Origin of the sequence: Bacillus salacetis, assembly GCF_003581585.1 — a bacterium.
Taxonomy (GTDB): domain Bacteria; phylum Bacillota; class Bacilli; order Bacillales; family Bacillaceae_B; genus Rossellomorea; species Rossellomorea salacetis.
The window spans coordinates 22007-42592 of record NZ_QXIR01000007.1 but is presented as its reverse complement, the minus strand read 5'-3'; the positions used below and the strand labels follow the sequence as shown (position 1 = coordinate 42592).

23 protein-coding genes, 2 pseudogenes and 1 riboswitch are annotated in these 20586 nt (G+C 40.5%); of the genes and pseudogenes, 16 read left to right on the top strand and 9 right to left on the bottom strand.

Features of this window, described 5'->3' with window-relative positions:
- Positions 1–8: 8 nt before the first annotated feature.
- Positions 9–1208: a methionine adenosyltransferase gene (gene metK, locus D3H55_RS07135; RefSeq protein ID WP_119546213.1), complete on the bottom strand. Its 1200-nt coding sequence runs from the start codon at positions 1206–1208 to the stop codon at positions 9–11.
- A 352-nt stretch (positions 1209–1560) separates the two neighbouring features.
- Positions 1561–1683: riboswitch (SAM riboswitch) on the bottom strand.
- Between the two features lie 518 nt (positions 1684–2201).
- Between metK and pckA the strand changes: the two genes are divergently transcribed.
- Positions 2202–3791, top strand: coding sequence for a phosphoenolpyruvate carboxykinase (ATP) (pckA, locus tag D3H55_RS07130; RefSeq protein WP_119546212.1), 1590 nt, complete (start codon positions 2202–2204; stop codon positions 3789–3791).
- Between the two features lie 50 nt (positions 3792–3841).
- Here pckA and D3H55_RS07125 read toward each other — a convergent pair whose 3' ends face one another.
- Both D3H55_RS07125 and D3H55_RS07120 read right to left on the bottom strand, forming a co-directional pair.
- Positions 3842–4084: a DUF2584 domain-containing protein gene (locus D3H55_RS07125; protein ID WP_119546211.1), complete on the bottom strand. Its 243-nt coding sequence runs from the start codon at positions 4082–4084 to the stop codon at positions 3842–3844.
- 13 nt (positions 4085–4097) lie between these two features.
- On the bottom strand, positions 4098–4883 hold the full coding sequence (locus D3H55_RS07120) for an alpha/beta hydrolase family protein (protein WP_119546210.1): 786 nt from the start codon (positions 4881–4883) through the stop codon (positions 4098–4100).
- Between the two features lie 640 nt (positions 4884–5523).
- Between D3H55_RS07120 and D3H55_RS07115 the strand changes: the two are divergent.
- The 4 genes and pseudogenes from D3H55_RS07115 to D3H55_RS07100 form a co-directional block, all read left to right on the top strand.
- A pseudogene (locus D3H55_RS07115) lies at positions 5524–6045 on the top strand (ABC transporter substrate-binding protein); the annotation flags it as partial.
- Between the two features lie 111 nt (positions 6046–6156).
- Positions 6157–6846, top strand: coding sequence for a hypothetical protein (locus D3H55_RS07110; RefSeq protein ID WP_119546209.1), 690 nt, complete (start codon positions 6157–6159; stop codon positions 6844–6846).
- 12 nt (positions 6847–6858) lie between these two features.
- Positions 6859–7794 (top strand): PD-(D/E)XK nuclease domain-containing protein, encoded by a 936-nt coding sequence (locus D3H55_RS07105; RefSeq protein WP_119546208.1) that lies wholly within the window; start codon positions 6859–6861, stop codon positions 7792–7794.
- A 36-nt stretch (positions 7795–7830) separates the two neighbouring features.
- A complete protein-coding gene (locus D3H55_RS07100) occupies positions 7831–8937 on the top strand; it encodes a hypothetical protein (protein WP_119546207.1) in 1107 nt (368 codons plus the stop codon).
- 28 nt (positions 8938–8965) lie between these two features.
- On the opposite strand, the gene D3H55_RS07095 is transcribed toward D3H55_RS07100, so the two are convergent.
- Together D3H55_RS07095 and D3H55_RS24075 are read right to left on the bottom strand one after the other, a co-directional pair.
- Positions 8966–10561: a recombinase family protein gene (locus tag D3H55_RS07095; RefSeq protein ID WP_119546206.1), complete on the bottom strand. Its 1596-nt coding sequence runs from the start codon at positions 10559–10561 to the stop codon at positions 8966–8968.
- A 24-nt stretch (positions 10562–10585) separates the two neighbouring features.
- Positions 10586–10762, bottom strand: a complete 177-nt coding sequence (locus D3H55_RS24075; protein WP_168412986.1) for a hypothetical protein — start codon at positions 10760–10762, stop codon at positions 10586–10588.
- Between the two features lie 82 nt (positions 10763–10844).
- On the opposite strand from D3H55_RS24075, the pseudogene D3H55_RS07090 reads away from it, so the two are divergent.
- The 3 genes and pseudogenes from D3H55_RS07090 to D3H55_RS07080 form a co-directional block, all read left to right on the top strand.
- A pseudogene (locus tag D3H55_RS07090) lies at positions 10845–11312 on the top strand (ABC transporter substrate-binding protein); the annotation flags it as partial.
- Positions 11313–11397: 85 nt separating this feature from the next.
- The gene (locus tag D3H55_RS07085) at positions 11398–12171 is read left to right on the top strand and encodes an ABC transporter ATP-binding protein (protein ID WP_119546205.1); all 774 of its coding nucleotides are present in this window, start codon (positions 11398–11400) and stop codon (positions 12169–12171) included.
- Position 12172: 1 nt separating this feature from the next.
- The gene (locus D3H55_RS07080; RefSeq protein ID WP_205685421.1) at positions 12173–12958 is read left to right on the top strand and encodes an ABC transporter permease; all 786 of its coding nucleotides are present in this window, start codon (positions 12173–12175) and stop codon (positions 12956–12958) included.
- 31 nt (positions 12959–12989) lie between these two features.
- On the opposite strand, the gene ytkD is transcribed toward D3H55_RS07080, so the two are convergent.
- The 3 genes from ytkD to D3H55_RS07065 all read right to left on the bottom strand — a co-directional run bounded on the left by ytkD (position 12990) and on the right by D3H55_RS07065 (position 14502).
- Positions 12990–13463 carry an RNA deprotection pyrophosphohydrolase gene (ytkD, locus tag D3H55_RS07075; RefSeq protein ID WP_119546203.1) on the bottom strand — a complete coding sequence of 158 codons (474 nt, stop codon included), beginning with the start codon at positions 13461–13463 and terminating at the stop codon, positions 12990–12992.
- 252 nt (positions 13464–13715) lie between these two features.
- Positions 13716–14039, bottom strand: a complete 324-nt coding sequence (locus D3H55_RS07070; protein WP_119546202.1) for a hydrolase — start codon at positions 14037–14039, stop codon at positions 13716–13718.
- A 52-nt stretch (positions 14040–14091) separates the two neighbouring features.
- Positions 14092–14502 (bottom strand): phage holin family protein, encoded by a 411-nt coding sequence (locus tag D3H55_RS07065; RefSeq protein ID WP_119546201.1) that lies wholly within the window; start codon positions 14500–14502, stop codon positions 14092–14094.
- A 150-nt stretch (positions 14503–14652) separates the two neighbouring features.
- Between D3H55_RS07065 and D3H55_RS07060 the strand changes: the two genes are divergently transcribed.
- On the top strand, positions 14653–14898 hold the full coding sequence (locus D3H55_RS07060) for a DUF6154 family protein (protein ID WP_119546200.1): 246 nt from the start codon (positions 14653–14655) through the stop codon (positions 14896–14898).
- A gap of 41 nt (positions 14899–14939) precedes the next feature.
- On the opposite strand, the gene D3H55_RS07055 is transcribed toward D3H55_RS07060, so the two are convergent.
- The gene (locus D3H55_RS07055) at positions 14940–15131 is read right to left on the bottom strand and encodes a hypothetical protein (protein ID WP_119546199.1); all 192 of its coding nucleotides are present in this window, start codon (positions 15129–15131) and stop codon (positions 14940–14942) included.
- 143 nt (positions 15132–15274) lie between these two features.
- Here D3H55_RS07055 and ytzI point away from each other — a divergent pair, with 143 nt between their 5' ends.
- The 7 genes from ytzI (at position 15275) to D3H55_RS07020 (ending at position 20568) form a co-directional block, all read left to right on the top strand.
- On the top strand, positions 15275–15451 hold the full coding sequence (gene ytzI, locus D3H55_RS07050) for a YtzI protein (RefSeq protein WP_119546198.1): 177 nt from the start codon (positions 15275–15277) through the stop codon (positions 15449–15451).
- 327 nt (positions 15452–15778) lie between these two features.
- Complete coding sequence (locus D3H55_RS07045) at positions 15779–16318, top strand: CBO0543 family protein (protein WP_119546197.1); 540 nt, start codon at positions 15779–15781, stop codon at positions 16316–16318.
- Positions 16319–16419: 101 nt separating this feature from the next.
- A complete protein-coding gene (gene yidD, locus D3H55_RS07040) occupies positions 16420–16656 on the top strand; it encodes a membrane protein insertion efficiency factor YidD (protein WP_119546196.1) in 237 nt (78 codons plus the stop codon).
- Positions 16657–16777: 121 nt separating this feature from the next.
- Positions 16778–17785 carry a metal ABC transporter solute-binding protein, Zn/Mn family gene (locus D3H55_RS07035; RefSeq protein ID WP_119546195.1) on the top strand — a complete coding sequence of 336 codons (1008 nt, stop codon included), beginning with the start codon at positions 16778–16780 and terminating at the stop codon, positions 17783–17785.
- A gap of 125 nt (positions 17786–17910) precedes the next feature.
- A complete protein-coding gene (locus tag D3H55_RS07030) occupies positions 17911–19263 on the top strand; it encodes a cytochrome ubiquinol oxidase subunit I (protein WP_119546194.1) in 1353 nt (450 codons plus the stop codon).
- Between the two features lie 41 nt (positions 19264–19304).
- Positions 19305–20333 (top strand): cytochrome d ubiquinol oxidase subunit II, encoded by a 1029-nt coding sequence (locus D3H55_RS07025; protein ID WP_119546193.1) that lies wholly within the window; start codon positions 19305–19307, stop codon positions 20331–20333.
- Positions 20334–20412: 79 nt separating this feature from the next.
- On the top strand, positions 20413–20568 hold the full coding sequence (locus tag D3H55_RS07020; protein WP_119546192.1) for a DUF1540 domain-containing protein: 156 nt from the start codon (positions 20413–20415) through the stop codon (positions 20566–20568).
- The last annotated feature ends 18 nt before the right edge of the window (positions 20569–20586 follow it).

Below are 20586 nucleotides of genomic sequence, written 5' to 3'. Positions count from 1 at the left end.
ATATGGTATTATGCCTGCGTCTGCTGTTTAAGGATCTCAGCTTTGTCAGTGCGCTCCCAAGGAAGATCCAGGTCGCTTCTGCCAAAGTGGCCGTAAGCAGCTGTCTGTTTGTATATTGGACGGCGAAGGTCCAGCATCTTGATGATTCCTGCAGGACGAAGGTCGAAATTGTTGCTTACCGCTTCAATCAAAGCATCCTCAGAAACTGTGCCAGTTCCGAATGTATCGATAGAGATAGAGACAGGTCGCGCTACACCGATTGCGTAGGCAAGCTGAACTTCACACTTGTCAGCAAGGCCGGCTGCCACGATGTTCTTCGCAACATAACGTGCAGCATATGCAGCAGAACGGTCAACTTTTGTTGCATCCTTACCGGAGAAAGCCCCTCCGCCGTGACGTGCATATCCGCCATAAGTATCCACGATGATTTTACGGCCGGTAAGTCCAGCATCCCCTTGAGGGCCGCCGATAACGAAACGTCCTGTTGGATTGATGAAATATTTTGTTTCTTCATCGATCAGCTCTTTTGGTACAACTGGATCGATGACATATTCTTTCAAGTTACGTTGGATGCGCTCCAGGGAAACCTCTGGATGGTGCTGAGTGGAGATGACGATTGTGTCGATGCGGACAGGCTTATCGTTTTCATCATACTCGACCGTTACCTGGGTTTTACCATCTGGACGAAGGTATGGAAGGACATCATCCTTACGTACCTCAGTAAGTTTGCGGGAAATCTTGTGAGCCAGTGAGATTGGAAGAGGCATAAGCTCTTTCGTTTCATTACAAGCGAAACCGAACATCAGGCCTTGGTCACCGGCGCCGATAGCTTCGATCTCCTCATCGCTCATTTGTCCTTCACGGGCTTCAAGTGCCTGGTCAACACCCATCGCAATATCTGCAGACTGCTCATCGATGGAAGTCAACACCGCACACGTTTCAGCATCGAAACCATATTTCGCGCGGGTATAGCCAATCCCTCTGATTGTTTCGCGGACGATTTTCGGGATATCTACATAAGTACTTGTTGTAATTTCACCAGCAACCAGAACAAGGCCCGTTGTAACGGATGTTTCACAGGCTACACGTGCATTCGGATCATTTGTTAGAATTGCATCTAGGATTGAATCGGAAATTTGGTCACAAATTTTATCTGGATGTCCTTCCGTTACGGACTCAGATGTAAACAGACGACGTTTTTTTGACATCGGTGTTCCTCCCTTTTAGAAAAAAATAATTTAACAGAACAGAATCCAGGCCTGTTCTCATTTTGCAATCACGGTACTCATTCCCTTAGTAGTATGAAGTAAACATCAGCATTTTATCAAAGGCTCTTTCTTAAACTTTGTTGCAATTTACTATTTATTCGAAAGAATTCACTCATGTTTCACTGGAAAAATCCCAGTTGGCATGAAAGAAATGAGCTGCTGCCTGTCAGATTCCGAAAGCAGCGATTTCTACAAAACAACCTTATCAAAAGACTTTCAGCTGAGATCATTCCAATAAAAAAAACCTTCCCATCATAAAAGAGGAAAGGTTGTGATCAAACCGCGCCTTTCACTCTTATTGATCAAGGCAGTGCCTTGCATCAGATTAGCACCTTTGCTTTCAGGAAAATCACTTTCCTTCAAGCAGGTTGCTGGGTTTCATTGGGGCTGTCCCTCCACCAGCTCGGAATAAGAGTATCCGTTCAATGGTCAATATTAACGTACTTTGTCAAAACGTGTCAACACTATTTTTTTACACCAAATATTCTGGCTAATCATGCAAGGATCATTGAATCTCAATAGTATATGGAGTTCATTCAAAAAGTTGAAAAATTCCTTAAGAAAGTGAGTTTATTCACTTTAAATTTCCTCGAAACTTCCTATATAATATAAGAATCGTTTTGAAAACGGTAACATTTTGACATCCTCGTAATAGCATAACTTAATACAAATTATTCCTCTTTCTTAAAAAATGTATATTTATTTCATTGTTTTACAGACAAAATCAGTATTAACAGGCACCAATTTCAAATGGGCAATTATTACAATTCTTAAACAACGTTTAAAAATTATTCAATTAGTATAGACTAATGGATTTATTGTGTTATACTATTTTTGAGAAACAAAGGGGTATCTAAAAATAAAAGCTCTTCCTTTAATAGGGGATGATTAAGGGGAGAGCGATAAATACAGTACAAAGGAAGGTTAGTTCATATGACTTCAGTTAGCCTGTCTAATAAACTAAATGAATTATTAAATGGAAAAAATACGAAAGTACAATTATCCGTACCTCAATTAGTTGAGAAGGTTTTGAATCGGAATGAAGGAATCCTGACTAATTCAGGTGCTGTCCGTGCAGAGACAGGCAAATATACTGGCCGTTCTCCACAGGATAAGTTCACAGTTGAAGAGCCTTCGACAAAAGATAAAATTGAATGGGGGCCGGTTAACCAGCCGATCTCCGCAGAAAGCTTTGACAAACTTTATAATAAAGTGATCGAATACTTACAAGAAAAAGAAGAAATCTTTGAATTCAAAGGATTTGCCGGAGCAGATCCAAAATACCGCATGCCGATCAGGGTCGTGAACGAGTACGCATGGCATAATTTGTTTGCTCATCAGTTGTTCATCCGTCCGACGGCCGAGGAACTGAAAGACCATCAAGCGGAGTTCACGGTTATTTCCGCCCCTACCTTCAAAGCTGATCCAGCTGTTGATGGAACAAACTCTGAGACTTTCATCATTGTTTCATTCGAAAAAAGAACCGTTCTAATCGGGGGTACCGAGTATGCGGGTGAAATGAAGAAGTCCATCTTCTCTGTCATGAACTTCATGCTGCCTGAGAATGATATCCTCTCCATGCACTGTTCTGCAAATGTTGGACAGGAAGGCGATGTAGCGTTGTTCTTCGGTCTTTCAGGTACAGGAAAAACCACTCTGTCAGCTGACCCGAACCGCCGCTTGATCGGTGATGATGAACACGGATGGTCTCCTAATGGCGTGTTTAATATCGAGGGCGGCTGCTATGCCAAAACCATCGATCTTACACGCGAAAAAGAACCGCAGATCTTTGATGCCATACGGTTTGGCTCTGTCCTAGAGAATGTCATGATGGACGAAAATACGCGGATACCTGATTATGAGGACAGCACACTGACTGAAAATACACGTGCCGCATACCCGCTTCAAGCAATTGACAATATCGTTGACCCAAGTGTCGCAGGACATCCTAATACAATTATCTTCCTTACTGCAGATGCATTTGGAGTGCTCCCTCCAATCAGCAAGCTGACAAAAGAGCAGGCGATGTATCATTTCTTGAGCGGATATACATCCAAACTGGCTGGTACAGAGAGAGGCATTACGTCTCCTCAAGCGACATTCTCAACGTGTTTCGGTTCTCCTTTCCTGCCGCTCCCTGCAACAGTTTATGCAGAGATGCTCGGAAAGAAAATCGATGAACATAACGCCCAAGTATACCTGGTGAACACAGGCTGGACCGGCGGTGAATATGGAGTCGGAAGCAGAATGAAGCTCTCCTACACTCGTGCGATGGTGCAGGCAGCTCTTGAAGGTGAACTGGCGAATGTAGAAACAGCTGTGGACGATATATTCGGACTGCAAATTCCTGTTCATGTACCCGGTGTACCTGATGAAGTACTTCAGCCCCGCAAAACATGGACTGATGAAGAAGCGTACATCGAAAAAGCGAAAGAGCTTGCTGGACAATTCAAAAATAATTTCAATAAATTCTCTAACGTGCCTGAAGAAATTAAATCCAAAGGCGGACCAACAAACGTTTAATCAGACAGCAGATGTAAAGGCGGGCCCCATAACAGGGCCCGCCTCTCTTATTAATTCGTACTGTTCAGTGATTTCAGCTGATATGTAATGACGGTCTCCCCGCCTTCCCACTGCAGTCTTGTTACTTCCGCAATCCCATTCGCATCTCCATCCCTGGTCTTTTTCACTTCTAACGGTATCTCCATCGGGTATAGCCGGTACCCTTGTTTCACCAGTTGAAAGGTATTTTCCTCTAAACGCTCTTCCCTGCCTTTTGTCACGATCATTGTGTTTAACTCCAGACCCATGCCCATTGAATACACTCCCTTAATTATGTTTTTTCATCCAGCTGCACAACGTGAAGACGATATCCCTGTTGACTGCCGGAGGAAAGTAATGTGTATACTCCTCAAAATAATAGGTATCCACCTTTTTGTCCAGCTCTTTCAACCTCTTTTCAAGTTTATGGGCATGGGCTATCGATACATTCTGATCTTTTGCTCCATGAATGATAAGGACCGGAGCCTCTATCTCCTCCAATCTATACAAAGGTGTCCTCCATTTATATCTTATGGGATATTTCTTCGGCGTCCCGCCAATCACTCTTTTCATCATCCGGCGAAGGTCTTTTCTTTCCGCATAGGTCAACACCATGTCAGACACCCCGCCCCAGGTAACAATGGAAGCAGCATCCTTTTTCTCGATTGCTGTGAGAAGAGCCATCACTCCCCCTCTTGAAAAACCGAAGATATGGACTTTCCTGCCTGATACACGGGGATGGTCCTGCAGCAGGTCGAAAGCTGCAAAGGCATCATGGCGGTCATCGCCAGCAAAGTCCTCATTCCCTTCCCCGCCTTGGTTTCCCCGATAAAAAGGAGCGAAGACGATGAATCCTTCCGAAGCAAACTGTGCGATACGGGCAGGACGCACCTGGCCGACGTTTTTGATGCCCCCTCTTAAATAGAGGAAGCCTGGGCAGGTAAAGTCATCTTTGGGCTGGGCCAGCATGCCTTTTATGCGAAGACCGTCTGCGTAGTATGTAATCGAAAATAGCTCAACATTTGGATTTGGTGACGGATAAAGTTCTTTCTCCAGGATCGTCCCATTCTTCATATGCTCATCCTTTCTTGTGTTTTCAGGATCTTTCCATTAAGTATCATTTTTAAAATTCTACTGCTGTATAAAAGAATCTTTTAAGCAAGGCTCTTTGCGTAAACTTTGCTGCTATTCAATATAAATTTCAATCATATCCTGGTAAATCACCGTAAAAACCCGGGTGAGCAGCAAAGAAAAGAGCTCCCCGTTCTTTTTCCGAAAACAACAATATTATGTGAAAACAGCCTTAAGTAAAGATCTTCTTATGAACCCTAATAAAGTGAATTAGATATCTTTTTAAAGAATTTCATTTTAATTATTAGCCAGAGGCTCATTAGCGGACTTCCAAAAAGCTTTAGCCAAAAGCATTTGACAGGCCTAACTTATAGGGCTGTAAATACAATCCCTCGCGTTGTGGTAAAGATCACACCTGCCTTCCCTGTATAGTCCTTTACCCTTTTTATTCTCTCCTTAAAAACCGCTTTTTGATATAGGCCATCACACAATTTTCATTTTTACATACCATAGGTAGCAAACAATATATGTCTGTCATCCCGGGCGCATCAACTCATTGCAGCCACTAAGCGGCGGAGCATGACCAGACTGAAGGAGAGGAATCGATTTGAAAAGGCTGCCCAAGGTTAGTTTTTCTTTATTTATGATCCTCATTCTCGCAATAGGGGTATGGGGCTGCACCAATGAAGAACAAAAGTTGGAAAAGGTCAGAGTTGCCGAGGTTACACGTTCCATCTTCTATGCTCCTCAGTACGTTGCAATTGAAAAGGGCTTTTTTGAAGAAGAGGGGCTGGATGTTGAATTGACCACTACTTGGGGCGGGGACAAAACGATGACCACGCTGCTTGCAGATGGTGCCGACATAGCATTGGTCGGTTCTGAAACCAGTATTTACGTAGACTCTCAAGGTTCAAGTGATCCGGTCATCAACTTTGCGCAATTAACCCAGACAGACGGCACCTTCCTTGTTGCCCGGGAAAAAATCGAGGATTTTGATTGGGAACAGTTGAAAGGTTCCACTTTCCTCGGCCAGCGAAAAGGCGGTATGCCTCAGATGGTTGGGGAATTCGTCCTGAAGAAACAAGGCATTAATCCGCAGCAGGACCTTGACTTGATCCAAAATATTGATTTTGCCAATATCCCTAATGCCTTAGGAGATAGCTCACTTACACACTTAAATTTCTAACCCTAAATTAGGCATTTATTGCCTTTTTTTACTTATTTTTTGTTACAATGTACTTATTATAGAGATTCATTTTAGAAAGGTAGAATAAATATGGTTAGTTTAGAACCTTATGTTTATTTTAGTAAAGTAAATATTAATGACTACCTTAACCTCCCAAAGTTTTTTCAATCCTTACTTGAATTGAACTTTAATAATAAGGAAGGTTTCTTTGGCTATGAAGAGTTAGAGAACTCCTATGTTATAAGATATTTTAAAGTAATTAATAGTTTTGAATTAGCATTCGATTCAACTAAAGAGAAAATAATATCTGAAGAAACACCGAAAATAATTAAAGGTGAAATAAGATTAAATTGCATTACAGAGACAATGATAATTTGGGGTGTGCCAAAATTAATCAAATCAATAAATAATATCTTCAAGTTACCTAAACCTTTCGAATTAATGGATTCATCACTTGATTTTAAAGGCTTTTACCGGCAACTATCTCAAGACAGTAGTAACATCACTGAAATCACTTTTAAAGATATTAAAATTTCAAACAAGTATATACCATTAGCAACGTTTGCAACTACGAATAGCAACGACGCCTTAGAACTTATTTCAAGTATAGGTGCTCAACTTATTAATACTAAAGTTGAGCTGTTTTCATCCACTGGTGAAGACCACATAGAAATGGATATAAACTTAAAAGAGAGCTTTATTAAGCTACACTATAGCAGTATAAGTCAAATCTTCATTGAAGAAGTAAAAGATTTAGTAGATAATTTAGAATTTATTTGAGGGTGAATAAAAATGTCAGAGCAACAGCAATTTGAGGGAGAAAAGTGGACTACACAAACTATAAAAATACTACGTGAATTGGGTTGGACACAAGAAGGTACCTCCAATTTCGATATTAAGTGTTCTTTTAAGACAGCGCATGGGTCAAATGAAGCTAAAGAAAGAAAAAATGACCACGGTGTGGATTCGTTATTCAGTTATTTTGACCCTTTTCTTCAGCAAGAATTAAATGTACTTGTTGAGTCAAAAAAAAGAGTATGGAGCGGAATAAGTAAATCAACAATTAGTTCTTTTATTAATCAGTTACGCACAACAATTGAATGCGCCAATGTTTCAGAAAAGCTCCACGAACTTGGAGTAAATGGTGTTGATACTGGACTATTAATGGTTTGGTGTAACGAAGTTGAAAAATATGATTATGAAAAAATAAAGGAATATTTATCTGAAATCGAAATCCCCTCCAAAACCAAACCTATAACTATATATGTCGCAACGAACCATGAAATATTAAAATGGACATCTTTAATTGAATATAAGAAAAAATTAGAATCTGAAAGTAAAGAATTCAATTTTTTCTTTCCAAGTGATTATTATAGAAAATTTAAAAGCATGAGCATTCAAAAAAACTATGTGAATTTGGTTCAATTATATTCTAGCTACATATTTGGTAAAAGCACACGTGAAGTTCGTCATTCTAATGGAAGTTTCATACAGAATGTCAATCATATATTTTTCTATGCTGAACCAACAAAAAAAGAATTAGAGTTTATGTATCAGCTAGTTAGTGAGTTTCAAATTGAAGATGCCGATGAATTGCAAATTCACATGTATGGAGACCAATCCCAATCAAGGGAGCACATTGATGCTTTTATTAGAGAAAGAAAAGAAATTATTAAAAGAAACAATTCTAATTTGGAAATCAAAGTCGACTACATGGATGAATTTTAAAGGTACCTGAAAAATACAACGTGAAGGAGTAACATAATGGTAAGAAAATATCCGAGAAAAGGTAGCGTTCGTAGGGTTATTGAAGAGCACCTTACAGCTAAAGATTCAGTGGATTTCTTTAAAGAGCGCGGAATTATAATATGCGCTAGAAAAAAGAAGGATATAGCTAAAATTGGCGGAGACTATTATTTAAATCAAAATGATTACTCAGATTTTAAAAATCTTATGGATGCGGAACAAAATTACAAAAAATCTGGGAGAATTACATTCTCAAACAATCTGAAACTAAACTTAGAAGAAGCGCTGATAGGACTAAATAATAAAGTTATCGACCAAGAGGATAAGACAAAAATCACTGTTTTAAAAAACAGCGAAGGTAATTTGAAATTTCTAATTAGTTATGACGAATATAAACCCAGCCTTATAGATTTACTAGATAGGACTTCTAGACAAATTGAGGTTTCGATTAATTCACACAATGATAATTGCTCGTTAGATTTCAACATGCAGTCCTCTCATGATTATAAAAAAGTACGGGAAGTATTATCTTTCATTTCAAAGAATGAAGATGAAGTTAAATTCAATTTCCAAGAAATCAGTTTAAGTAAACTTCCTATTATTCAAAGAATTGAGTTATTTGAAGTGTTTTTTAGGAATATACAGGAACCATGGGAATTAGTTGAAATCAACAAATTAAAAGTAAAAAGAGACTCAAAAGAGACTAGGGTCTCAGAGGATCAGTTAGATGGAATTAATTCTGCTCTTCTTGATGGATATAACCTTAGAGCTAATAAATTTGTGAAAGAAACTCTAGAAAAAGGTTTTTACTTTTCCATGGCTTCAATGAGGCTTGATAAGAAGAATAGCAAAGAGTTCATTGATTTAGTAATTGATTTTAAAGCAAGACCTGAAATGTGCGAAGTGAAGATTAGTAATTCTGGAGTATATGTTCCTCCAGAGAACGGTGAGGATTTAAAAGAAGTTAAAAGTGTAATGCATAGTAGCGACCAAGATATGTTATTAATGGAATATAAGAATATTTTATCTGACATTTATACTACCTTACAAAATACACCTATAACAACAGATGTTGAGGTAGCAAGTGCTGCCGAAGACTCCTCAGAATACAAAACAAACGATTAATCAAAAAAGGAAATAAACACGGTTCGAATCAATTTTTTTGTAGATTTTCCAGAAATTCTTGAAAAAAGAAATTGAAAGTAATGATTACTCGATTTCTACCTAGTTGAACCGTGTTTATTAAATTTGCTAACATTGCTTTTTTTCTATCATTATCAGCTTCTTCAAATAAACATTCCCAATCCAATATTTCTCTTCCATTAATTTTTGAAGCTGTCTCTTTAAATAATTTCACCCTCAAATTTAAATCACTAATTTTTTGTTCTGAACTTATAATTTCCTTTTCTTTTAATTCTATTGCTTCTCCAATTTGTTCTGATGTAAAGTGACTCTTGTTCTCAATAACTTTTATTATCTCCTCACTTAATAACCATCTTTGATTTTTCAACCTTCTTAACTCTTTTATCAAATCCCTTAGATTTTTTTCTAATGAATCTAAAACTGTACTTTTAATATTTTTTTCTGTTGTATTAATTAGTTTCTTTATCTCTATACTTTCAATCAATTTTTTCACTTCATCCATTATAATTTTATCGTATTTCTTTGCGCCCCAGACATACTGTTCATGAACAGTATCTTTCCCTTTATTTAATGGACAAGTGTATCGGTAGATAACTTTCTTGTATGTGCTCCCATCCTTCCTAAGTACATTTCTATACAAATAATTAGCAGTTAGTTTTGAGTTACAATAGTAGCACCTAGCTAATCCTGAAAACATAAGGTTTCCCTTGGTGAGTATATTTGATTTATCTTGTAACTGATTTTTATTATTCCTGCTTTTCCTTATTTTTTGTGCCTTTTCGTACATTTCATTTGGTATTATACATAATTTTTCATTGTACGGTTGAAACCCTTCTTTTTCACTATCAAAGCTGTTGTATTTTTTATAACCGATATACACTGGGTTTTTTAGAATCCTCGACACCAAACTTGTATGAAATTCTTTACCACTCCGAGTTTTAAAATGGTTGTTATTTAAGTATGAGGTTATCCTTTTTATTCCGTGATTTTGGTTTACATATAAATCAAAAATAATTCTTACAATATCCGCCTCATCTATACATATACTTAACCTTTTTATTCTTCTACTTGAATCTTTCCAATGCCTTTCATTAGTCTCACTTAATTTATATCCAAACGGTGGAATACCTCCTTGATAATATCCCTGTTCACTTAGCTGTTTCTTAGATTCTCTAACTCTTATTGATGTCTTTAAGCTCTCACCAGAGGACTGCCAAAATCCAATATAAGTAATTAGTTTATCGATATGTGATTCAATACTTCTTTTCCCTTCTTGAACTGACCAAACTTCAACTCCACAGTCGTGTAAGAAACTGATTACTAAAGGGGTTTCGTCCTCCCTCCTACCTAAGCGGTCTAGCATGAAGACCAGAAGAACGTCAAACTCGTTGTTTATTGCACCTTCTCTAATAGTAAGCAAAGCATCACGGTCGTCGTTTTTGGTTTTCCAACCTGATATTCCTTTCTCATACAATTCATTACAAAGTGTCCATCCATGCTGTTTATGAATAAAATTAATACAAGCATTCCTTTGCAATGGAATATCATCTTCCAAATTAACTTGTGATTTAGTGGAAACCCGATATAGACACCAAACTCTTTTCAAGTCTACTCACCCTCATGATGTAAATTAGTAATAAAGAGAAGTAAAAAAAGCAACTAGGCTACTTAATGCCTCTTTATTCTTTTTTTCATCTTTCAAAAATATTAACTCCACCTTAACCTTATTATCTGACTCATCAATGATGTTTAATTGTAGTCCATCTTCTTTTACCGAACAAGCTCTCCCTAAATAATTCGATTCCATAATTTTATCACCCATTAATTTATATGAAAATAACAAAGAAATTATTTAGGGGATTCACCAAAAAAGGTGCATTTTGTTCTCGAACGCCTTCGCGTCCGGAACAGGAGATTATGTTCAACTCTTCGAACCAACTGCTTCTATTTTTGAAAAAGAAGGCAAAGGCTACATCATTGCATCTTTTGGTGAGCAGTCAGGCCATGTCCCTTATACCTCTTTCATGTCCAAGGAAAGTTACATGGAAGAAAATGATGACACTATTGAAAAATTCACGAGAGCCATTTATAAAGCTCAAAAATGGGTGGAAGAAAACGATCCAGCAGAAACTGCTGAAGTGATACAATCCTACTTTGAAGATACCGAACTCGACATTATCGAAACTGTGGTAGACCGTTACAGGAGCCAGGGATCCTTTGCAGCCGATCCGATACTGGATGAAGATGAATGGAATAACCTGCAGGATATCATGGACGAAGCCGGTGAACTTCCGGGCCGTATCGACTATGGAAAATTGGTCAACACCACTATAGCTAAAGAAGTCATGGATGAATAATGTATGGTGAGAGTACCGGGGGGGTTAGTCCAAAGCGGGCTGGCCCTGTTCTCTACTATCAGCAAAAATGCAAGGAGGGAGAAAAATGGAACTATTGAAGATCGATCAAATCCACCATACCTATTTCACGCCCACTTCAGCCACTACAGCATTGGAAGACATCTCCCTATCTGTTCAAAAGGGGGAGTTCGTTTCTTTTCTCGGGCCAAGCGGCTGCGGCAAAACCACTTTGCTTTCCATCATTGCGGGATTGTTTGAACCAAGTTCGGGATCGGTCAAGATTGATGGAGATTCCCTTGCAAAGGGCAGACACAAAATCGGCTATATGCTGCAGCAGGACTATTTATTTCCCTGGAAGACCATTGAGGAAAATATTCTCCTGGGCTTGAAAACAATGGATTTGCTCACAGAAGAGAAGAAGAACTGGGCATTGAATTTATTGGATGAAATCGGGCTGGACGGTGTTGCGAAACAATTCCCAAGACAATTATCCGGAGGAATGAGACAGCGGGCAGCACTGGTCCGAACGCTTGCTGTCGAACCAAAGCTGCTCCTGCTTGATGAGCCATTCTCTGCACTCGATTATCAAACCAAACTGAAGCTTGAGGACCTTGTCTTCGAAACGTTGAAGGCCTTCAACAAAACGGCCCTTCTTGTCACCCATGACATCGGGGAAGCAATTGCGATGAGTGACCGGATCGTCCTTCTATCTGCCAAACCTGGAAGGATCCACAAGGTGTTCGAGGTCCCTGAAACCCTCAGAGAATTGAAGCCGTTCCATTCCAGAAACCACGAATCCTATTCGGACTGCTTTCAGCTCATATGGAAGGAGTTGGAGTCCCTTGAGTCCACAAAGTAACATGGATAAACAGCATCAACATTTCTTGCAAGCCCTGAAAAGAGAAAAAAAGATGGTCCGCCTCTATCAACTGCTCATTTTCATCTCCTTTTTCTCACTATGGGAAGCAGCAAGCCGGGCAAAATGGATCGACCCTCTAATCTTCAGTTCTCCCTATAAAATTTGGAACCTATTCACTGAAAAAATCGGTGATGGTTCACTGATCATGCACATTACCATCACCTTGGGGGAAACAGTAGCCGGCTTCATCCTCGGGACCCTGCTGGGTACATTGCTTGCTGCTTTGCTCTGGTGGTCACCATTTTTGTCCAAGGTCCTGGACCCCTATCTGGTCATCTTAAATGCTATGCCAAAGGTGGCACTAGGCCCTATTCTTATTGTAGCTCTAGGGCCTGGCCTTACCTCCATCATTGCAATGGGTGCGATCATCTCAGTGATCATCACCACGATCGTCGTCTACACATCCTTCAAGGAGGTAGATGCCAACTATCTGAAAGTCATGCAAACATTCGGCGCAACCCGGATGCAGACCTTCAACGAAGCCATCCTGCCTGCATCATTCCCAACTATCATTTCAACCTTGAAGGTCAATGTCGGATTATCATGGGTCGGAGTCATCGTCGGTGAGTTCCTGGTATCCGCCAAAGGACTCGGCTATATGATCATCTATGGCTTCCAAGTCTTCAACTTCTCTCTTGTACTGCTCTCGCTGTTGATCATCGCTGTCTTTGCCACGCTTATGTATAAAGTCGTTGAAATTCTTGAGAAAAAGTTAATACGATCCTAAACAAACGAGGCTGGCAAAACAGCCTCGTTTCTCACTGATAGTATCCATGTTCCTTTAAATATGCCAGTGTCTTTTGAAGGACATCATCTTTCATCACAAAGCTGAAGCTCCCATCTTCCGAAACCTCTTCAAAGCTGCCGTCCCAAAGCAAGGGACCGTCAGTTTCAAGATAATCATTCTTACTTTTGACCGTCTCGACATCAGCAAAAAAGATGGCTTTGGCAAACGGAGTCTGCTGCTTCACCATATATGTGCCGATCCTGGACAAGCTTGATGAGACGCCTCCGGTTTCTTCAAATAATTCACGTTTCGCTGCTTCTTCCAGAGTTTCACCTGCTTCAACCTTGCCGCCCGGGAATTCAAGTCCCCGGACACTATGGGTTGTCAGCAGCCACTTCCCTTGGTGGCGGGCGACTACAAATACATGCGTGGGGTCGAGCGGAAAATAAGGGCTCCCCAGCTCCAGATGTACTTCCAAACCGTTAAAATCAGTAAATTTCTCCATTTTTTCACCATTTCTAATACATATTTAAATCTTGTGCCAATTTTTGAAAACAATTAACTTCCAGATGAAGTGAATGAGCAGCTATAGGCTGATTCAAACCAGCAGCTGTGCGGCATCCTTCTGAACAGCATGCGTCCAAAGAAAATGAACTGCTCCTATATAAAACTGATTCTCCCCCATTATACTACTCTTCCCGCACCCCATCATTTCTCAAGGATTTGCATAAAAAAAACAGCACTCTTTAGAATGCTGTCAGGTCAAATCAGTCAGGATCCCCATACTTTTTATGTGCTTCTTCGCTTCTTCATCGCCTAAGGTATAGATCATTTGATAGGCATGCAGAAGGTTATCATCATAGGCATCATTATCCTTATCAAAATGATACTGAAGATATGGGGTATGGGCCCGGTAAAAATTCCGCCAGTCTGTGGAATGCTGCTGATCGAATACTTCCCTCAGCCTTGTGATTTCTTCATCTGTTGCCGAGATTTTGAAATTCCATGGAGAATCCGTAGAACTTCTGGATATTTCCCCTGTTGCAATTTCAATATAATAATCATTTTTTTCTTCTGCCATGCGGTCAACCCCTTATCAATTGTATTTATCTTTTTCCTCAAATCAGGGGTTTCTATTCAGAATCGTCCTTGTCCTTCATGTTACGATGAAGTGAATCGACGGCGTCCTTTAAAAATGGAGGGATAGGCAGCCCTGCCCTTCCTGCATTTTCGATGATTGATAAAATTTCATTGCAGAGATAAAAAATTATGGTTGAATCCCGAATAATATGCTGATTTCCAAGTATAGTATCAATAAGGTGGGCTGCAGCCACGATGCTGAAGATAATAACCTTTTTGCCGATTCCCTTCATTCCTTTCTTGCTCGAAAGTATGCCTGTGATCCCCCCGGCTATAAGGCCTGTAATATAATCCAGGATTACTGCAATCACCAAAATAGTGAGCAGCTTGCTCCACCCGCTTCCCGTCATGTTGGAAACAGTTGAGGTAATGATCGATACAAAAGGAATGATCCACTTGTTCATCCCATTCCCTCCCTTCAAATGATAAAGTGGGATTAACCTGCTGGAAAAAAGGGTAAATATTACTTAAGAGGTTGTCCCTTTTATCATCATATGAAGAAAGAAATATTAAGTTTATAAATATTTAAAAATGAGTCAGGAGGTGAGGGCATTATGAAACTTGTTGAGGAATTATATGAAATTTACAGAGGAAAAATCAGGGGTACAGATGAAGATTTGGATATGATCGCTTTGACAATCCTTGAAGAATCATCACGAAAGGAACTATTGAATATCATTGAGGAAATGGACAATGACGAACTTCAATATTTTATCCGCTTATACATATTGGAAACACTGAAAGAAAAACTGACATCCGGCGAGCATGACACTCAGTATAATTACAGAACTATCCATTGAAGGAAGAACCCCCAAAGATTTTAAGTCTTTGGGGGTTTTCCTTACCCTTTCAAGTCGATGGTTCCGCCCTTGAACGGATGAGGTGCTTCTTTTTGGCCGGATGCATCCGTCATATTTTCCATCATGGCGGTCGCCCCAGCCATTTGAGAAGCCATCTGGCTTTGCAGCAAACTCAAGTTCAGCGTATGCTGCAGTTCTGCTGTCTGCCTGCCCATCATTGCAGATAAGTTCATGGCACTACCCTCATCTCTGTATAAAAATGTATGTATTTACCGTGAAGTCTTATATTAAACTTAACAGAGATCATCAATAATAGGAACACTATTAACCCGGTTTTATCTTCATGGTAAAATAAAGAGTAAGGGAGGAATGAATCATGGGTTATGTTGGTGTACTTGTCATCTCGATCATCCTGATCTTTATAATTATCCTTGTAAGCGTCCTGACAACAAGCAAGGCTTACGACTATAAACACACAGTAGATCCGATCGAGAACAATCCCCATCTGGATAATGAAGATACTGAAAATAAGGATGAACCAAACCAATCCTGACCATAAAAAAGAGCATTCCTTCAGGAAATGTTCTTTTTTTTGTACTTAATCATAATTCCGCACCATACAACAACCTTGTCCGCACTTATAGACAGAGTCCCCTTTCCCCTATTCTTGATCCGAAAGATGATTGTAACCCGGCTATTCTGCTAAAAACACCCGGATGTCAACCATACACCTTCTATTGTTCTTGTATTAAGTTGGATTCCCCCTGTTATAGACTTCATTCCCTTCTATAACCCGGTGATTAACCCGGGAACACCTAAATGTATTATCTTTATGTTTTTTGGAAAAAATCTTTATAGATTATATAGGTGGTGAAAATACTTGTTTGAGAAGGTAGAAAAAAGCAAAAACATTGCAAGTGAACTGGAAATGAATTATTGGCTTAATGACAACCTTTTCAGCTTGAACTGGTGGGTTGTGTTCATCCTGAACTTCTTATTTTTAATACTGTTCATCATACTTATTGATCGTCAGCGTATCTTATTGGTTTCCCTTGTATTCACGAGCAGTTTCATCCTTGTGAGTTCAGTTGATGAAATTGGAAATTACTTTGGTCTTTGGAGCTACCGCACTCAGTTTTTAGCATTCTTTGAAGCAGTGAATGCAGTGGATTTCCTCACAGTCCCCGTTATCATTACACTGATATATCAATTTTTCACCAGCTGGAAAAGCTTCATCATTTCTTCACTCATTGGTTCAGCCCTCATAGGTTTCATTTTCGTCCCTATATTTGTCTATTTTGAGTTTTATAAGCTCAACCATTGGAATTATTTTTACTCTTTCTTAACCCTGTTCATTATCGGCCTGATAGTAAAAGTATTTTCTGATTTCATTCATTCAAAATCGATTTCCCAGAGCTGATCTGAATATCAGCGTGCTCCTCAACCCTCGGGATTGCCTGCTTTATAATTTTGAGGGTAAATGGTATATTTCAGTTATAGCAATTACCTGGGAGGCATGTCATGCAAAAAATATTTCTGGCGTTGATACGCTTGTATCAGTTGGTCATTTCACCCCTTAAGCCTCCAACCTGCAGATTCTATCCCACCTGCTCCCATTATGGAATGGAATCAATCAAGCGGTTTGGAGCCGTCCGGGGCGGCTGGCTCACTATTAAAAGAATTGTTAAATGCCACCCCTTCCACCCGGGCGGGATAGATCATGTCCCTGATAAATGGCCATCAAGAGAAAAATCTTGATGGCTTTTTTTCTTGCTTTTCATGCCAGGTGATAGTAAAATCATGTAGGGAAAATAAATCGTAATGATTACTTTTTAAATAATCGGAATAATTCTGACTTGAATCAATGAGGAGGAGAAACATGAAACGGTTTAAAATATTTTGCAGTATCGCTTTCCTATTGCTGCTCGCAGCATGCGGGACAGAGAAGGAACAAGGAAATAGCAATGATTCTGACACCTTAACAGTCTATACTACCGTCTATCCGCTGAGTGATTTCGCCGAAAAAATCGGTGGTGAATATGTAGAAACGGAATCAATCTATCCGCCGGGGACGGACGAACACACATTTGAGCCTTCCCAAAAAGATATGATGGACCTCTCTGATGCAGACGTATTTTTCTACATTGGACTCGGACTTGAAGGCTTTGTAGATAAAGCTGAAGAGGTGCTGCAAAATGAGAATGTCAAGATGATCGCAACTGGCTCAGAGCTTGAGGGCAGCCTGGAAAGTGATGAAGGACATGAAGGACATGCTGAGGAAGAAGATCATGAGGAGCATGCTCACGAAGGGGACACTGAAGAAAGTGAACAGGGAGAAGAAGGTCATGGTCATGACCATGACATCAATCCACATGTTTGGTTAGATCCGGTTTATGCTAAGGAACTGGCGCACACAATTTACGAATCACTCTCAGAACAAATGCCTGAGAAGGAATCCGTATTTAAAGAGAACTATGAAAATCTTGTTTCCCAGCTTGATGAATTGGATGAATCTTTTGAAACGACTGCAGCAAACGCAGAAACAAAGAAAATCTTTGTCGCGCATGCTGCTTACAGCTATTGGGAACAACGCTATGGAATCGAGGAAGTTGCAATCTCCGGCATTTCTTCATCTGACGAACCATCTCAGCAGGAACTAAAAAAAATCATTGATGATGCAAAAAAACATAACATATCCTATATCATCTTTGAACAGAATGGATCATCCAGATTGACCGAAGTTGTTCAAAAAGAGATCGGTGCTAAGAAACTGACACTGCATAACCTCGGTGTCCGTACACAGGAAGACATCGATGGAGATAAAGACTACTTTGACTTAATGAACGAGAATATTGAGACACTGCAGAAAGCCCTTGGCAGTGAATAATATGGAAGAGCGCCGACCAGTAAAGTCGGCGCTTTTTTTCTTTTTCCACATCTGGATAACTCTGCATAATTTTTTGGATTGTGAGAAGAATATAACCGTCAATCACTAGCTAAAGGAGTAACCTTATGGATGATTTGGTAATTGCACGGTCAATGTTTGGAACGACGATGGGATTTCATATCATATTTGCCACACTCGGCGTCGCCATCCCCATGATGATCCTGATTGCAGAACTGTTATATCAGAAGACAAAGGACCGTGAGTATGAACTCATGGGAAAAAGGTGGACAAAAGCCTTTGCCGTTTTGCTTGGCGTCGGCATTCCATCCGGGACGATTGCAGGTGTCCAGCTCTCGCTTCTGTGGCCCGGGTTCATGGAGGTTGTAGGAAGGGTCATGGCACTTCCTTTCCAGATTGAAATCTATGCTTTTTTCGTGGAAGCATTATTCATGTCTATCTATGTTTATGCCGCCAACCGCATCGCTCCGTGGGTGCGTATTCTGAGCCTGACGCTGGTTGTGCTCGGTGGATTGGCTTCCGCTGTGCTCATTACCAACGTCCATGCCTTCGAAGGAACGCCTGCAGGATTCAGGATGGTCAACGGTGAGATTGTTGATGTTGATCCCTGGAAGGCCTTTTTCAATCCAAGTTTCTTTGTAACTGCCGGGCATGTTGCATTGTCCGCATATGTGACAGGAGGCTTTGTCATTGCCTCAGTTGCGGCTTACAATATGTTGAAAGCGGATTTTGGCAGCAGAGTATATAAGTTTCATCGAAAGGCTTTGATGCTCGGTCTGCTTGTCGGCGCAACTTTTGCCTTTTTTACAGCAATCAATGGACATGAATCCGCCCAGATGCTCCATGAGTATCAGCCGGAGAAACTTGCAGCTGCAGAAGGTCTATTCGAAACACAGCGGTATGCACCTTTGGCTATAGGCGGGTTCACCGACAGAGAAACACAGGAGGTCAAGTGGGGGATTGAAATTCCCTGGGCATTGAGTTTCCTCGCAGGAGACAGCTTCAAAACCGAAGTCATCGGTTTGAATGATTTTCCTGAGGAATATTGGCCGCCTCTATTTGTTCACACGTTGTTTAATGCGATGGTCGGAATCGGAAGCCTGCTCATTTTACTTGGCCTCACCGCCTTTGTTTGGAACAAATTGCTGAAGAAGGACCATTTCCCTAAATGGATGATGTGGTTGTTCATTACTGGCGGTCCATTATCGATTCTCGCTATCGAATTCGGCTGGATCTTCGCCTGCACAGGCAGGCAGCCCTGGACAATCTATAGAATGCTCAGCACTGAGGATTCCGTTACCACCACCGGGAACCTCGCGACATTGTTTGTGGCTTTCACTTCGGTTTATGTAGTGTTAGGGATCGCTGTTGTTTCGGTTCTTCTATATTACTTCAAACGCAATACAGCTGAAGATGACCTGAACAAAGTTGAACATACAAACACTGGATTCTTCTCGTAACCTCGATTTCATATGCTGCTTACATCACTGGGGGTGAAAAAATGTCAAATGAACTACTGGCCATTACGGTCCTGTGGGGATTTGTCTTTATCTATGCTGTCATGGCCACAATGGACTTCGGAGCAGGATTCTGGTCCATGGTATATATCAACCGGGAGAAAACCAAGGCCACAAATATCGCCAACCGTTATCTCTCTCCTACATGGGAAGTGACCAATACCTTTATCGTGGCGATCGTTGTTGCCGTATACAGTTTTTTCCCCGGTGCTGCGTATTCACTTGGGACTGTCCTTTTAGTCCCAGGAAGCATGATTCTTTTGTTGCTTGCACTTAGGAGTGCCTTTCTTGTTTTTTCACATGTAGCTGAAGATTATAGAAAGATCCTCACTTATATATCCGGAATTTGCGGCTTATTGATTCCAGGTCTGCTGATCAGCGTGCTTCCTATTTCACACGGCCGCTTCGTTGATTTTGAGGATGGGCAGACCCTGCGTTTGGGGGAACTTTTCTCCAGCCCGAATGAGTATTCCTTCATAGCCTTTGCGATCAGTTCAACGCTGTTCCTCTCTTCTCTCCTGCTTGCGGACTACTCAAAAACATCCGAGGAGCTGGACGCCTATCGTGTCTATCGGAGAGACGCAATGATCACCGGCCCCCTGTCCCTGATATCTGCCTTGATGATCATGTTTACACTGCGGGAAGAAGCCGGATGGATCTATGAACGAATGATGGAAGACAGACATCTCCTTGTCTTTTCCTTGCTTGGTTTTCTGGCAGCTGGTGCAGCTTTATTTTTGCCTACAGACAAAAAAGGCATCAAAGGGATGCCCAGGATCGCTGTGATAGCCATTACGCTCCAGTACTTGATAGCAAGCTATGTTTATGGAAAGGCTCACCTGCCATATATCATTTATCCGGAGGTCACCATCAGCTCCGGCTTTACGGATCCCAATTCCTTTAAGGCGGTATTCATCACCTATATCGTCGGGTTCGCCATTCTGTTTCCGGGATTTGTCTATTTCTGGAGCCTGTTCATGAATGATAAGCGCTACTTAAAACAAAAAACCTAGATATAGTTACCACTTATAAACCCCCGATGTAATATCAAAACTAACAATGTACGGCATTTCTAACATGGGGGTTGTGAAGATGGCAAAAGACGTACTTTGCGAAGTGAACAACTGTCACTTCTGGAAAAACGGAAACAAATGCTCTGCAGACCAGATTTATGTTGTCAGCCATTCAGGAAAACAAGCTGATGACCAGCATGAAACAGACTGCAAGACATTCGAACCTGTTTCATAAACCCGAAGAGGAGGCTGA